This window comes from [Zimmermannella] alba NBRC 15616 (assembly GCF_001570905.1).
Classification (GTDB): Bacteria; Actinomycetota; Actinomycetes; order Actinomycetales; family Microbacteriaceae; genus Pseudoclavibacter; species Pseudoclavibacter albus.
Genome location: NZ_BCSO01000003.1, coordinates 61,326 through 75,391, shown reverse-complemented (window position 1 = coordinate 75,391; position 14,066 = coordinate 61,326). Strand labels below are relative to the sequence as shown.

The window sequence follows — 14,066 nt, the reverse complement described above, 5'->3', positions numbered from 1 at the left end:
GTATTCCGGATGCCCCGCCGTCAAGCGTGTGTGCGCTGAAGCCTTACTTGTCGGTGACAGGCTTCTGGACGTCGATGCCCTCGCCCTCAGCGTGCTCGATGGTCGAGTGGCTGGGGATGGCGTCCTCTGCGGAGCCGCCGAGGTGCTTCGGCTGTGCGTCCGAGACGGTATCACCCTCCGAGATGCGCGAGGCGTCGGCCGGCTTCACCGTAGTGATGGGCGCGTCGAGCTCTTCGTCGGCGATCCAGAGGTCGTCGTCTGCGCGGAAGGTCTGCCAGAGGGCGTAACCAATCGCGGCGAGAGCTGCAACACCGGCACCGATGGCAACCCAGCCACCTGCACCGATGCCGCCCTTACCGGTCTTGCGGTTGTACTCCTTGACGGCAGCCTTCGCGTGATGCTCAAGCGCCTTGCTCGTCTTCTTTGCGGTCTTCGCGGTGTCCTTGAGGCCGAGCTCCTTGTGCTCCTTGTTGAGGGCAGCAAGGCCACCGGCGATCGAACCGGCGAGCGTTGCCGCGGCCGGGAGGACCTTGCCGTTGAAGCGGATGCGGGCGTCGTCCGCGGCGTCACGAGCAACTGCGAGGCCGTGCTCAAAGCCGGGGCGCAGGTTTGCGTCGTAGGCACTCTTCACTGCCGGGATGAGCTCAGACTCACCGAGGACAACGGCCTGGTGCTTCGCCTTACCGAGCAGTTCAGCGGCGCGCTCGTTGACCGCCTGCTGCTCCGCCCAGAGCTTGGCGGCGTCCTTGCGCAGGCGCTTGATCTGGCGCTGGTTCTTGCGGGACAGGTTCATCTCTACCTCCGAGACGGTCAGTTCGTGCCTCAATCCTGACACGAGCAAGGTGGGCTGAAGCTGAGTCCAAGCCCAGCGATCGCCTGGGACACGAGGAATTCACCCGTTGGACAGAGCGGTACCACGCGCGCGTGCGCGTGCCTATCCCTTTCGGCGAGGGGATGCCTTCCGAAACGAACGGCATTCTCAGCTGGGGCTATGGGAGAATCTGGGCATGTCCATCGCAACTGCACTCGCGACGATTCACACGAACCACGGCGACATCAAGGTCGAGCTCTTCGGCAACCACGCGCCGCACACCGTGAAGAACTTCATCGGTCTCGCCTCGGGCTCCCAGGAATGGGCCGACCCGCGCACCGGCGAGAAGAAGAACACGCCCCTCTACGACGGCGTCATCTTCCACCGCATCATCCCCGACTTCATGATCCAGGGTGGCGACCCGACGGGCACCGGCATGGGCGGCCCCGGCTACACCTTCGACGACGAAATCCACCCGGAGCTCACCTTCCAGAAGCCCTACCTGCTCGCCATGGCCAACGCCGGCAAGCAGCTCGGCAGCGGTACGAACGGCTCGCAGTTCTTCATCACGACCCAGCCCACCACGTGGCTCCAGGGCAAGCACACCATCTTCGGTGAGGTTGCCGACGAGGCTTCGCGCGAGGTTGTGAACAAGATCGAGCGCGTCCGCACCGGCGCCAATGACAAGCCGGTCGAGGACGTCGTCATCGAGCACATCGACATCGACACGATCTAGTTACTCCCTTTTCAACGCAAGCTCAACAACACGGTGAACGACGGCCCCACGACATCCACTGGCAGCACATGGAACGCCAGCCGCGATGACTACTGCTACCGTCACGCCGACCGTCTGAGCTTCGTGCTCTGCCAGCGGTGCACGCGAACCGTGTGCCCGGAATGTCAAACGCCCGCCCCCGTGGGTGTCCTCTGCCCCGACTGCATGGCCGGTCGGGAGCCGGGGCAGTCCGCGGGTGGCGGGCGTTTGCGTTCCATGTTCGGCGGCAAGGACAGCAGTGACTCATCCTCGACTGGACTTGAGCCGGATGAGGACGGCGGGTTCAGCGAGTTTCTGCCGCCGGTGGGCCGCCCCACCTCATCCCGCTTCCTCGAAGCGAGCGGGCCCAAACCGAAAAAGCAGCGAACGTCTCGCCGGTCGAGACCGCGCAGCGGCTCCTGGTTTGAGCGCCTCGTCGGGCCAAAGCTTGCTGCTGAGCGCGCGTACACGTGGTCGATGCTGCTCATCGGTGCTGTCACGATTCCGCAGCTGTTGCTGTCCTTCGTCCTGCCCGGCGACCCGATTGGCGACGCGCTCCTGTTCCGCGTCGACCGGGTCATCGTGCCGTGGCTCGGATTCGAACTCTGGCGATTCCTCAGCTACGCCTTCGTGCACGGCGGACTCCTCCACTTCGCCTTCAACCTCCTGAGCCTGTGGATCTTTGGCCGGGCGGTTGAAGAGGTGCTCGGTGGATGGCGCTACTGGATCATCTTCATCGTGACCGCGATCGGCGGTGCCACAGCGGTCGCCTTCCTCGCCCCCATGCACGCCGTCATCGGCGCATCCGGTGCCGTGTTCGGCCTCATGGGCGCGTACCTCGTCATCATGCGCCGCGCCAAACTCAACCCGACCGCGCTCATCGTGCTCGTCGCGATCAACCTCGGGCTCGGCTTCTTCTTCGGCGGCTCCTCCTGGCAGGCGCACCTCGGTGGATTCCTCGTCGGCATCCTCGTCGGCTGGCTCATGCTCCGGGATGTGGATAACTCACGCGGCAAGCGCATCGGATCGGGTGTGTGGCTGTCGATGCTGCTCGCCATGGCGCTCATCGCCGCCGTCCAGTTCATCCCGCTCGCCTTCACCGGGATGACGGCCGTCTAACGGTCGAACTGCCGCGTGTTCATGCGGAACACGTCGGTTTCGTGTGCCCGCTTGTGGGTGCGTGGATGCTGACGCTTCGCATCCCTTCACCCAGCTCCCAAAGTTATCCACAGGCTTATTCACATTGGGGAGAACTACACGGTGGTAATTCAGTGGAGAACTGGGGAAGAATGCCTGAGTTGTCCACGGTTCTGAGTCGCGTCACCTGAAGGTTGAAGGTTGGGGTGGCGGCAGCGCAGCATCCTCTCGCCTTCCGTCGCAGCGCATCCGCGAATCGCATCCCACCGAAACGCGAAACGGCGTCCCGAAGGACGCCGCTTGCGTGGGATGCCCGGTTGAACCGGGCGAAGCTATTTCCAATTTGTGGTCATCACGAAGCCGACGAAGGCAATGCCGAAGCCGACGAGGATGTTCCAGGCACCGATCTCCTGAACCGGCAGGCGGCCGTTCGAGAGGTAGTACACGAGGATCCACAGGAAGCCGATGATGAGGAAGCCGAACATGACCGGCTTGAACCACGGCGCGTTCGTGTTCGGGTCGCGCGGCGGCTTCTGACGCTTCTGCGCCTTCGCAGCAGCAGCCATCGCGGACTCCGCCGAGGAGTGGTGCTTCTTCGAGCCGGCCGGAGTCTTCGCCTTCGCAGCGGACTTCTCGGCCTTCGACGTTGCCTTCGAACCCTTGAGCTTCTTCGAAGCCTTCTCGGTGCTCGTGGCACCAGCGGCGACGTCAGCTTCTGCCTCGACCTCGGTCTCTGCAGCCTCGTCGCTCAGCGCCTCGGTGTCCTCCGAGGCAGCATCCACCGTCGACTCGTCGTCAACGGTCGTCGGGTCGATGTCGTCAGTTCGCTCGAGCTCAGTGTCCTCGGCGTCGGTGTGCTCACGGGGCATAGGGGACAGTGTACCTACACTGGACTTCATGGCAGCATCTTCGGGCAGCGAGCGCGGCGACTTCGACGAGCTTTTGGGACTCTCGAACTCGGACGACGCACCCCTCACGCGTCGGGATGCCCGCGCCCGAGCCGCATCCGCTGGAAGCGGGGGATCGGGACGCAGCCAGGCCGCAGCAAAGAAGGCACCGGCCACGAAGCGCCGCCCACGCATCACCGTCGTCGGCGTGCTCGGTGAGCTCCTCATGACCTTCGGCGTCATCATGCTTTGCTTCGTGGGATGGAAGTACTGGCTCAACGACATCATCGTCGGCCGCCACCAGAACGAGGCCTCCAGCCAGCTCAGTCAGCAGCTCGCCGAAAACGCGGGCGGACAGCAGGTTGATGCGCAGGGTGTGCCCCTCGGTGACGCACCCGTGCTCGACGCGCAGCGCTTCGCGATCCTCTACGTCCCCGAGTTTGGCGCCGACTACATGCGTCCGATTGCGCAGGGCACCGACTACTCCGCCGTCCTCAGCGACAACATCGGCCACTACCCGGATTCGGCGATGCCCGGCGAACCCGGCAACTTCGCGATCGCGGGACACCGCCTCGCGTACGGTGCGCCGATGCAGCGCATCCACGAACTCAAGCTCGGCGACGAGATCATCGTTGAGACGAGTGCCGGCTGGTACACCTACAGCTACCGCTCGAGCGAGTACCTGCCGCCGGCGGCGATCGATGCGGTCGCGCCGGTGCCGCACCATCCCGAAGCCACGCCGGGCGAGAGCATCATCACGCTGCAGTCCTGCAACCCTTACTGGTCGACCGCGGAACGCATTATGGCGTACGGCACGCTCGAGAAGTTCACGCCTCGAGTCGACGGGCCGCCCGAGTCGATCAAACCGACCCTCGAACTGTACGGAGTGAAGTGATGTACGGCGCGATTTGGCGGGCCCTGCCCGGACCCTGGTTTGTGAAGCTGCTCTTTGCGCTCATCTTCATCGTGACCGCGATCATCGTGCTCGTCGCGTGGGTGTTCCCGTGGGCGGACCTCATGTTCCTGCCGCAGGATGTCACCGTCGGCGCGCTCGCCAAGACGGCGGTTCTGCCCCTGAGCTGAGGCCGGTGGTCTCGATACACCGGTTTCGCCGGCACTCGACCACCTCATTGGTGAGCTGATCGAGCACTGCCTCCGCGGACATACCGACGGTCGCGTCAAATACCGACGACGGTGCTCGGTATTTGACGCAACCGTCGGCAGATGAGGATGCGGGCCGACAGCGCCTCAGGAAGCGCGCAGGAGGCTACGGCGTCGCGGTGGGGGCTGCAGTGGCGGGGGCGGACGGCGCTGGGCTCGGCGTGGTTGTCTCGGCGGGCTTCGTGCAGTAGTTCAGCGTCACCTGTGAGCGCTGGGCAACCTCTCCCGGCGCCACCGACTGCGACGACACGGGCGACCCTTCAGCAGCCGGGCATGTGGCATCCTCGGTCGCAATCGCGATGAGGCCAAGCTGCTGCAGCTGCGCGGTCGCGTCATCCAGCGGGACACCCTTCAGGTCGGGCAGCGTCACCTTGCCGGTCGACACCACAAGGTTCACGCTCGAACCCGGTGCAATCTCCGACTCGCCCTCCGGGTCCGACGAGATGACCGTCCCCTCCGGAACCGTTGGTGAATCCTCGCTGCGCACGCTGCCGAGTTTGAGGCCGTTCGCCTCAATCGTCTCCTTGGCGCGCTGTTCCGTCATCCCAACCAGGGTTGGCATGACAACCGCCTTCGGGCCAGTCGACACGAGCACCGTGATGACCTGGTTCGTCGGCACATTGAGGCCAGCGCCAGGCTTCGTCTCGGTCACCGTGTTCGGCGGCGCCGTCTCAGAGGTCACCGATTCGCGCTGCGGCACGAGGCCAAGCCCGGTGAGGGTCGCTTCGGCTTCCTCCCAGGTCTGGCCCGTGACATCCGGCACCTGCACACCCGCTTCGATGAGCTCGTTGCGGCTGTTCGGCAGCGTGATGACCCAGATCGTGATCGCGGCAACCACGGCCACCAGCAGAAGGCCGATGCCCCACAACCACATGGCCGGCGGGCGGCGACGGGTCTGCGGTCCGCGGTCGTCTTCCTCAACCAGCGTGTTGAGGGCAGCTTCGGTGGCGCTCACCGAGCTCGGGGCGGCGCCGAAGAGTTCGGTCTTGTCGGCATCCCGCTCGAGCTCGTCGGCAAAGGCCGGGACGATGCCGCGGGCAGCATCCTCGAGCACGCGACGGAACTCGGATGCGCTCTGGAAACGATCGTCGCGGTTCTTCGCGAGGGCCTTCATCACCACGGCATCCATCGCCGGCGACACGTTCGGGTTGATCTCGCTCGGCTTCACCGGCACCTCGGTGACGTGCTGGTAGGCGACGGCAACCGCCGAGTCGCCCTGGAAGGGGACGCGGCCCGTGAGCATCTCGTAGAGGACGATGCCGGCCGAGTAGAGGTCGGAGCGACCATCCACCTGCTCACCGCGCGCCTGCTCGGGCGAGAAGTAGGAGGCGGTGCCGAGGATGGCGGTGGTCTGGGCGATCGTGCCAGCCGTGTCGGAGATGGCGCGGGCGATACCAAAGTCCATGACCTTGATCTCATCGTCCGGGGTCACCATGACGTTGCCGGGCTTGATGTCGCGGTGGACGACGCCCGCACGGTGCGAGTACTCGAGTGCTGTGAGCAGCCCCGACATGTACTTCTCGACCTTGTTGGCAGGCAGCGGACCCTCGGCAATGATGTCGCGCAGCTGCTGGCCGGGGACGTACTCCATGACGATGTACGGGACGATGAGTTCGTGTCCGTCGGGGCGGAGGAAGGTGTCTTCGCCGGCGTCAAACACACGCACGATCGTCGGATGCGTCATGCGCGCAGCAGCCTGTGCTTCGGCGCGGAAGCGCTGTCGGAAGCTCGGCTCCCCCGCGAGCTGCGTGTTCAGGAGCTTGACGGCGATCTGACGTCCGAGGCGAGTGTCCTGACCGAGGTAGACCTCAGCCATGCCTCCTCGGCCGATTCGACGTCCGATCTCGTAGCGATCAGCGAGCGTGCGGTCACCTGGCTGCACCTCGGCGCTCCTTCCAACAGATTCATTCGCCACGGGGGCGAGACATCAGCTCAGAATACCCGCCGCCCACATCCAATCGGCTATTCGAGTGCTCGAATCCGCCCCTCGAGGGAGGGATGTCATCGAATCGAAATACAGCGTTACGGCTTGCCGTTGTTGCCGGAGCCGGAGTTTGACGAGCTCGTCACCTCAACATTCGAGGTGGGCGAGTCAGGGCTGGCGGTGCCACCACACACTGCGCGGTAGGAGGCGCTCACCTGCGTGACGCCCTTGTCCAGCTTGAGTTCCACGTTCGTGCCGTGGACCTCCGTCTCGTTGGCCTTCGCACCGTTGACGGTGACCTCGTAGTAGTCGACCGTCATCCCGGCCGGGCACTGCGTGTACGGATCCCACGACATGGTCGCGCTCTTTGCGTCGTTGACTGCAATGTTCGGGCCGGTTGCGGGGGCGGGTGGATCCTGCGTCTGCGTGTAGACGGTGAGCTCCACCTGCGCGCCCGGCTCGAGGTTGCCGGTCGGATTCACCGAGGCAACCTGTCCGACCTGCTCCTTCTTCATCGCAGGCGAACCGTCGACACGGACTGCAGTGAGGCCGAGGTCCTGGAGCTTCGCGGCGGCGACGTCGTAGTTGAGCCCGACATAGTCGGCGGCCTTGACCGAGACGGTGGAGGGCTGGGCCGGGGTCGTGGCAGCAGCTTCTGGTGTGGGCGCGGCGGCACTGACGGTCGCACTCGGCGTCGCACTCGCATTCGGGTCGTCCTTGCTCGAGAGCACCGCGAAGGCGAGGAAGGCGAGCGCGATCGCAAAGAGGAGGATGGCACCGATGAGCAGCCAGCGCCACACGGGCGTCTTCTCGGGCTGCTGCGTCGCGAGAGCGTTGCGTCGGCTGTGCTCCTGCGTGTGTTCGCTGAGGAGCGAGCCGGAACCGTACTGCTGGGTCTCTTCCTGGAAGTAGCCGTCAGCACCCTGGCCAAGCACGGTCGTGGGTTCGCCGTCGTCACCCTGCGCGGCACGCATCATCCGCGTGCGCTCCATGGGAAGGGTCTGGTTTACCTTGCCGCTCGCACCGAGCACGGCGGGGACGATGTTCGCGGCGCGCTGCACGTTGCCGTCGCGGAGGGCGGCAGCGGCACGACCGAAGGCGTCGGCCGTCTCGGGGCGGTCGCCGGGCTTCTTCGACAGGGCCGAAAGGACGAGGTTGCGCACCGGCTCCGGGACCGTGACCGGGAGGGCCGGGGGATTGTCGTTGATGTGGGCCATCGCGATCGCGACCTGCGATTCGCCCGTGAAGGGACGACGTCCCGCCAGACACTCGTAGGCGACGATGCCGAGCGAGTAGATATCCGTCGCGGGCGTTGCCGCGTGACCCGAAGCCTGCTCGGGCGAAAGGTACTGGACGGTGCCCATCACCTGGCCGGTCGCGGTGAGCGGCACCTGGTCGGCAATGCGGGCAATGCCGAAGTCGGTGATCTTCACGCGCCGGTCGGGCGTGATGAGAAGGTTGCCGGGCTTGATGTCGCGGTGGACAAGGCCCGCCTTGTGGGCGGCATGGAGGGCGGATGCTGTCTGGGCGACGATGTCCATGACCTGATCTGCCGGGAGGACGCGCTCGCGTTCAAGGATCGTCGAGAGCGCCTCGCCCGGGACGAGCTCCATGACGAGGTAGGCGGAGCCGTTCTCTTCGCCGTAGTCGTAGACGTTTGCGATGCCCTCGTGGTTCACGAGTGCTGCGTGGCGGGCCTCGGCGCGGAAGCGCTCAAGGAAGCCTGGGTCGCCCATGTACTCGTCCTTGAGGATCTTTATGGCGACGGTACGACCGATCACGAGGTCGGTCGCCTGCCACACCTCGCCCATACCGCCAATCGCGATCCGGGACGACAGTTTGTACCGATCGCCAAACGACACACCGGGGGCTGGTCTCACTGCTCAAGCACCGCCTTCAACACTTGCTGGCCGATCGTAGCTGCCAGGACATCCTGGGAAGCAGAATCGACTCCGCCACCCTTTTCGACCATGACCGCAACGGCAACGTGCGTGTTGCCACTAGCTGCATAGCCTGTGAACCACAGCGTGTGGGGTTCATCTGGTCCGTTCTCCGCCGTACCCGTCTTACCACCGACATCGATGCCGTCAATTCTGGCACTGCCAGCGACACCGTTGCTGACCGAGTACAGGAGGAGCTCATTCATCGTCTTGGCGGTCTCTTCGCTCATGACGCGGCCGTACTCGGACACCTGCGGGCCCTGCAGCTGGTTGAGGTCAGCTGAGACCACCTGGTTCACGAGCTGCGGCTTCATGAGCACGCCGCCGTTTTCGATCGCCGCCGACACCATCGCCATCTGCAGCGGCGAGACACGCACGTCGAATTGGCCGAAGCCGGTGAGACCCACCTGCGCCTGGTCCATCGCCTCAGTCGGGTAGACGGACGGCGTCACATCGAGCGGAATCTCGAGCGGCTTATTGAAACCAAACTTTTCGGCCTGGGCACGAATTTTGTCGGCGCCGAGCTGGATGGCGAGGTCAGCGAAGGGGATGTTGCACGAATACTGCAGCGCGATCTTGAGGTTCGTCGTCTCACCGTCGCCACACTTCTGGCCGTGGACCGGGTTGTAGACGATCGAGCTGGTGCCGGGAAGCGTGTACTTCGGCGGGTTCGGGAGCGGCGTATCCGCCTTGATGAGCCCGTTTTCGAGGGCTGCCGTGGCGACAACCACCTTGAACGAGGAGCCCGGGTGCTGGAGGTTGCCCCCGATGGCGCGGTTGAAGAGTGGCTGCGAGTCGTCCTCGAGGAGCTCCGTGTACTTGTCGAGCACTTCCTGCGTGCTCGGGACGACGAGCTCGTTGGGGTCATAGCTCGGCTTCGACACCATCGCGATGACTTGGCCGGTGCGCGGGTCCATGGCGACGACCGAACCCTGCACATCGCCGAGGGCGTCGTAAGCCTTCTGCTGCACATCCGGGTCGATCGTGAGCTCGACGGCAGCACCCGCCGGCTTATTGCCGGTGAACAGGGCGGTGAGTCCCTCAAAGAATTGCGCGTCGGACTGACCGGAGAGCTCGGCGTTCATGGCCGACTCCATCCCGGTCGCGCCCTGCGTGTGCGTGAAGTAGCCGGTGAGATTCGCATACAGCTCACCGTGTTCGTACACGCGCTGGTACTTGTACTCGGTGTCCACCGGCGTCGAGTAGGCGATTGGCTCACCATTCACGAGGATCGGGCCGCGCTCGGTCTCGTACGACTGCAACAGCGTGCGCGTGTTGTGCGGGTCTTCGCGGAGCTCGTCGAACTGGACAACCTGCACCATCGTCGCCGCGACAAACAGCGAGAGGAACATCAACAGCACACCGAGTGAGGTGCGACGGATGGGTGTGTTCACGCCTCCACCTCCTTCGGTTGGGTACGGACGGTATCGCTCAGGCGCAAAAGGATCGCGACGATAATCCAGTTCGCGAGCAGGCTCGAACCACCTGCCGCCATGAACGGCATCGTGAGGCCCGTGAGCGGGATGACGCGCAGCACGCCGCCGGCGACGACGAACACCTGCAGCGCGATCGCGAAGCTGAGACCCGTCGCGAGGAGGCGACCGAAGTTGTCGATGCCCTGGTGGCCGATGCGGAAGCCGCGCGCAACCAGGATGAGGTAGAGCGAGAGGATCACGAACAGGCCCGAGAGGCCGAGCTCTTCACCGAGCGCGGCGAGGATGAAGTCACTCGAGGCGAGCGGCGTGATGTCGGGGCGGCCCTGGCCAAGACCCTGACCGAGGAGGCCACCGTTCGCGAAACCGAAGAGACCCTGCACGAGCTGGTAGCTGCCGCCGCTGGCCTCGTACATCTCCTGCGAGAACGGGTCGAGCCACGCGGCGACACGGAAGTGCACGTACTCGAGGGTGTTTGCGGCGATGAGGCCACCGGCAATGAAGAGGCCACCGCCGACGATCACCCACGAGATGCGGGAGGTGGCGACGTACATCATCACGAGGAAGAGGCCGAAGTACAGGAGCGAGGTGCCGAGGTCGCGCTGGAAGACGAGCACGCCCATGCACGCAGCCCAGACGAAGAGGATCGGGCCGAGGTCCTTCATGCGGGGGAAACGGATCCCGAGCACGCTCGGGCCAACCGTGCCGAGCTTTTCGCGGGCGGTCACGAGGTAGCCGGCGAAGAAGATGGCAAGGCAGATCTTCGCGATCTCGCCGGGCTGGAACGAGAAGCCAGCAACCGAGATCCACACCTTCGCGTTCGCCTCCACCGAGAGGAACGGAACGAGAGGAAGCAAGAGCAGTACGATCGCCGCGACCATGAAGGTGTAGGTGTAGCGCAGCAGGATGCGGTGGTTCTTGAGGAACAACAGCGTCACGATCGCCGCGAACACGCCGAGGCCGGTGAGGATGATCTGGCCGGTCGACTGGGTGAAGAACACGCCCGCGTTCTCGGGGTCGGCGAGGTCGAGGCGATAAATCAGCGCGATGCCGAGGCCGTTGAGCACGGTTGCGATCGGCAGGATGAACGGGTCAGCCTGCGGGGCGCGGAAGCGCAGCACAATGTGCACGCCGACGACGAGCGCCGCGACGATTGCGGTGAGTGTGAGGACGTTCGTCTCGAAGGTGCCGGTGACGCCGAGCTGCACGAGCAGGATCGCGGCGAAGACGATGCCGACCGCGAAGATGAGGAGGATGAGCTCCATGTTGCGCAGCCCCTGCGTCGAGCGGGGCTTCGCGCCGGGCACCGTGACACGCGGCGAGGACGAGTTGGCGGTTGCCGTCAATGTGCCTCCCGCAGTCGATTCACGAGCTGGTGCGCATCTTCGAGGGTACCGGTGTTGATGGTCTGCTCGACTTGCTGCTGCTGGTAGACGGAGAGGTCTTCCACAACAATGTCGGTCTCTTCGACGAGGTGGTGCAGCTCGACCGGTCCGACACTCTGCTGCACACCCTGGTAGATGGCGACGTGGCCGTTGGATTCGCCGACGAAGTACTGCTGCTGCGTCCACGAGTAGGCCAGGGCACCCGCACCGAACACGGCGATGCAGATCATGAGGATCGCGGCGAACCAGGAGAGGATGCGGATCTTCTTGCGGCGCTTCTCTTCGCGGATGAGCTGCTCGAGGAACGCGTCGCTCGGCGGCACATACTCTTCGTTTTCGGGACGCGTCGGGACGACCTTGCGCAGCGGGTCGAGCATGGACGACATGCTGCGGCCGCGGCGGCGCGAAGGCTGACGGCGTCCGAAGTGCACCTCGTTGGCGGCCGAACCGACGAGCTTTGTTGCGAGCGGCTCGAGCGGGTGGGTGCCGATCTCGAGGACGACGACCGTGACGTTGTCCGGGGCGCCGTTGTCGAGCGCAAGCTGCACGAGGTCGTCACAGATTTCGCGGGAGGATTCGCCGCCGTGCGCGAGGGCGGTGTGGATGTCGTCCTCGTTGACGTAGCTCGAGAGGCCGTCGGAGCACAGGAGCCAGCGGTCGCCTTCGATCGCGTCGTAGACGTAGGTGTCGGCATCCGGCTTCGTTTCCACATCACCGAGCACCTTCATAAGGACCGAGCGGCGCGGGTGAACTTCGGCTTCGGCGGGGGTGATGCGGCCAGCGTCGACGAGCTTCTGGACGAAGGTGTGGTCCTTCGTCTCCTGCGTCATCTGGCCGTTGTGGAGGCGGTAGATGCGGGAGTCGCCGATGTGGCCGATGACGAGCTTCTCGCCGCCGACGAGGGTGATGAGGCTCGCGGTCGTGCCCATGCCGCGGAGTTCGGAGTGCTCGGCGACGGTCTCGACGAGGGCCGTGTTCGCCTCGACGATGATCTCCTTGAGGCGCTGTTCGGCATCCTCGACCGTGTCGAAGGGGGCGTCATGCTCGGCGAAGTGCTTCGCGGCGATCGCGCTCGCGACGTCACCGCCCGCGTGACCACCCATGCCGTCAGCAACGAGGTACAGGTGCTCGCCAATGAAGCCGGAGTCCTGGTTGTTCGACCGGACTCGGCCCACGTGCGAGACAGCACCCGCGCGGCTGACGATGAGGGTCATTGGCGCAGCTCGAAGGTGGTCGTTCCGATGCGGACGGGAACGCCGGGGGCAAGGGGCGAGGAGTGGCTGAGGCGGTGACCGTTCACGTAGGTGCCGTTGGTGGAGGAGAGGTCTTCCAGCAGCCAGCTGGCGCCGTTCGGGACGAGGCGGGCGTGGTGCGTCGAGGAGTAGTCGTCCTGGATGACGAGGTCAGAATCCGGGTGGCGGCCGATCGTGACGGGAATCGCGCCGAGGGCGACTTCAGTGCCCTTGCGTGGGCCGGAGGTGATGATGAGGCGGGTGGCGCGGGATGCGGCGCGGAGCTCGTCGGTCGTCGGGCCGCTGGTGCTGCTCGAGCTGCTTGGGGCGGTGACGTGTTCGGTGGGGGCGTCGTCCGCGTGCTTGACCGGGGTCGGGGCAGGCATGGCGGGGCGAGCGGGGGTGCTGTGGGCGGCACCGGCGCTCGCGGCTGCGCCTGCTCCTGCTCCTGCGGCTCCCGCTGCGACGCCCATCGTGACCGGGGCGCCCGCGTCGTTCACGGCTGCGCCGAAGGTCTGCTGACGCGACTGCTCGAGCGTGCGCTGATATTCGTCGGAACGCTTGCCGAAGAGGTCCGAGCGCAGCGAGTAGATGATCGAGAAGACGAACACCCACAGGAAGGCGAGAAAGCCCAGGCGTAGTACGAAGAGTGTGAGTTCACCGGTCATCGCTGGCCTCCGATCCGGGGGATGTATCCGGTTTCGTCGCTCGGGTCGGATTGCGGGATGACCCGGAAGATGAGCTCGTGGCGGCCGATACGGATGATCGAGTCCGGCTCGAGGGCCGCCTGCGCGACGGTGCGGCCGTTGAGCTTGGTGCCGTTCGTGGAGCCGAGGTCACGCACGCCTGCGCGGCGGCCATCCCACACCACTTCTGCGTGGCGGCGGGAGGCACCGGTGTCGTTGATCGTGATGTCGGCGTCGGAGCCGCGGCCGATGACGGTGGAGCCGATGCCGAGGCGGATGCGGCGGCCTTCGACGTCGAGGACCGGCGTCCAGGCGACCTGGCCCTGCACGGAGCGGGAGGTGACTTCGATCTGGCCCTCGGTGAGGGTCTCGTCCTCGAGAAGCTTGATGGAGAGGCCGCCGGCGAACTGGTAGCCGTTGCGGGCGGCGTGCTCTTCGACGACGCGCATGAGCTCGTCGATGAGGGACTGGCCCTGGCCGCTCATGCGGGTGTAGTCGGCGGGGGCGAGCTTCACGTGGAAGCGGTTCGGCACGAGAATGCGGTCGCGTGAGACGACGGACGCCGTCGTGTCGAGTTCGCGTTTGAGCGCGGCTGAGATCTCGACAGGCTGCAGGCCTGAGCGGAACGTCTTCGCGAAGGCGCCGTTGAAGAAGCGCTCGAGCGTGCGTTCGAAGCTGTCGAGGATGCCCACAAGACTCCTGTGGTTGGTGTGCAG

The 14,066-nt window shown here is 65.3% G+C and carries 13 protein-coding genes; 4 read left to right on the top strand and 9 right to left on the bottom strand.

The window, feature by feature from the left end:
* Positions 1-43 precede the first annotated feature (43 nt).
* Positions 44-793 carry a hypothetical protein gene (locus tag ZAL01S_RS03940; protein WP_066080065.1) on the bottom strand — a complete coding sequence of 250 codons (750 nt, stop codon included), beginning with the start codon at positions 791-793 and terminating at the stop codon, positions 44-46.
* Between the two features lie 214 nt (positions 794-1,007).
* On the opposite strand from ZAL01S_RS03940, the gene ZAL01S_RS03935 reads away from it, so the two are divergent.
* Both ZAL01S_RS03935 and ZAL01S_RS03930 read left to right on the top strand, forming a co-directional pair.
* Positions 1,008-1,547 (top strand): peptidylprolyl isomerase, encoded by a 540-nt coding sequence (locus ZAL01S_RS03935; protein WP_066080062.1) that lies wholly within the window; start codon positions 1,008-1,010, stop codon positions 1,545-1,547.
* A 204-nt stretch (positions 1,548-1,751) separates the two neighbouring features.
* Positions 1,752-2,684 carry a rhomboid family intramembrane serine protease gene (locus ZAL01S_RS03930; RefSeq protein ID WP_306301590.1) on the top strand — a complete coding sequence of 311 codons (933 nt, stop codon included), beginning with the start codon at positions 1,752-1,754 and terminating at the stop codon, positions 2,682-2,684.
* A gap of 350 nt (positions 2,685-3,034) precedes the next feature.
* On the opposite strand, the gene ZAL01S_RS10765 is transcribed toward ZAL01S_RS03930, so the two are convergent.
* Positions 3,035-3,571: a cell division protein CrgA gene (locus ZAL01S_RS10765; protein WP_370664268.1), complete on the bottom strand. Its 537-nt coding sequence runs from the start codon at positions 3,569-3,571 to the stop codon at positions 3,035-3,037.
* 28 nt (positions 3,572-3,599) lie between these two features.
* On the opposite strand from ZAL01S_RS10765, the gene ZAL01S_RS03920 reads away from it, so the two are divergent.
* Positions 3,600-4,484 (top strand): class E sortase, encoded by an 885-nt coding sequence (locus ZAL01S_RS03920; RefSeq protein WP_066080056.1) that lies wholly within the window; start codon positions 3,600-3,602, stop codon positions 4,482-4,484.
* Positions 4,484-4,672, top strand: a complete 189-nt coding sequence (locus ZAL01S_RS03915; RefSeq protein ID WP_066080052.1) for a hypothetical protein — start codon at positions 4,484-4,486, stop codon at positions 4,670-4,672. Before ZAL01S_RS03920 ends, ZAL01S_RS03915 begins: the two co-directional genes overlap by 1 nt.
* Before the next feature lie 184 nt (positions 4,673-4,856).
* Here ZAL01S_RS03915 and pknB read toward each other — a convergent pair whose 3' ends face one another.
* The 7 genes from pknB to ZAL01S_RS03880 all read right to left on the bottom strand — a co-directional run bounded on the left by pknB (position 4,857) and on the right by ZAL01S_RS03880 (position 14,042).
* Positions 4,857-6,632 carry a Stk1 family PASTA domain-containing Ser/Thr kinase gene (gene pknB / locus ZAL01S_RS03910; protein ID WP_110467118.1) on the bottom strand — a complete coding sequence of 592 codons (1,776 nt, stop codon included), beginning with the start codon at positions 6,630-6,632 and terminating at the stop codon, positions 4,857-4,859.
* 140 nt (positions 6,633-6,772) lie between these two features.
* Positions 6,773-8,554: a serine/threonine-protein kinase gene (locus ZAL01S_RS03905; RefSeq protein WP_066080050.1), complete on the bottom strand. Its 1,782-nt coding sequence runs from the start codon at positions 8,552-8,554 to the stop codon at positions 6,773-6,775.
* Complete coding sequence (locus ZAL01S_RS03900; protein ID WP_066080046.1) at positions 8,551-10,008, bottom strand: peptidoglycan D,D-transpeptidase FtsI family protein; 1,458 nt, start codon at positions 10,006-10,008, stop codon at positions 8,551-8,553. The genes ZAL01S_RS03905 and ZAL01S_RS03900 overlap by 4 nt, the downstream gene beginning before the upstream one ends.
* A complete protein-coding gene (locus ZAL01S_RS03895) occupies positions 10,005-11,312 on the bottom strand; it encodes an FtsW/RodA/SpoVE family cell cycle protein (RefSeq protein WP_083523056.1) in 1,308 nt (435 codons plus the stop codon). The genes ZAL01S_RS03900 and ZAL01S_RS03895 overlap by 4 nt, the downstream gene beginning before the upstream one ends.
* Positions 11,313-11,389: 77 nt before the next feature.
* Positions 11,390-12,646 carry a PP2C family protein-serine/threonine phosphatase gene (locus tag ZAL01S_RS03890; protein WP_066080040.1) on the bottom strand — a complete coding sequence of 419 codons (1,257 nt, stop codon included), beginning with the start codon at positions 12,644-12,646 and terminating at the stop codon, positions 11,390-11,392.
* Entirely contained in the window at positions 12,643-13,332 is a 690-nt protein-coding gene (locus ZAL01S_RS10680; protein ID WP_066080037.1) for an FHA domain-containing protein FhaB/FipA, read from the bottom strand. Before ZAL01S_RS10680 ends, ZAL01S_RS03890 begins: the two co-directional genes overlap by 4 nt.
* Complete coding sequence (locus tag ZAL01S_RS03880; RefSeq protein WP_066080034.1) at positions 13,329-14,042, bottom strand: FhaA domain-containing protein; 714 nt, start codon at positions 14,040-14,042, stop codon at positions 13,329-13,331. The genes ZAL01S_RS10680 and ZAL01S_RS03880 overlap by 4 nt, the downstream gene beginning before the upstream one ends.
* Positions 14,043-14,066: the final 24 nt, after the last annotated feature.

Coding starts and splice junctions, on each gene's coding strand:
- ZAL01S_RS03940 (WP_066080065.1), bottom strand. CDS start 793: ATGAACCTGTCCCGCAAGAACCAGCGCCAGATCAAGCGCCTGCGCAAG.
- ZAL01S_RS03935 (WP_066080062.1), top strand. CDS start 1,008: ATGTCCATCGCAACTGCACTCGCGACGATTCACACGAACCACGGCGAC.
- ZAL01S_RS03930 (WP_306301590.1), top strand. CDS start 1,752: ATGGCCGGTCGGGAGCCGGGGCAGTCCGCGGGTGGCGGGCGTTTGCGT.
- ZAL01S_RS10765 (WP_370664268.1), bottom strand. CDS start 3,571: ATGCCCCGTGAGCACACCGACGCCGAGGACACTGAGCTCGAGCGAACT.
- ZAL01S_RS03920 (WP_066080056.1), top strand. CDS start 3,600: ATGGCAGCATCTTCGGGCAGCGAGCGCGGCGACTTCGACGAGCTTTTG.
- ZAL01S_RS03915 (WP_066080052.1), top strand. CDS start 4,484: ATGTACGGCGCGATTTGGCGGGCCCTGCCCGGACCCTGGTTTGTGAAG.
- ZAL01S_RS03895 (WP_083523056.1), bottom strand. CDS start 11,312: ATGGAGCTCATCCTCCTCATCTTCGCGGTCGGCATCGTCTTCGCCGCG.
- ZAL01S_RS03890 (WP_066080040.1), bottom strand. CDS start 12,646: ATGACCCTCATCGTCAGCCGCGCGGGTGCTGTCTCGCACGTGGGCCGA.
- ZAL01S_RS10680 (WP_066080037.1), bottom strand. CDS start 13,332: ATGACCGGTGAACTCACACTCTTCGTACTACGCCTGGGCTTTCTCGCC.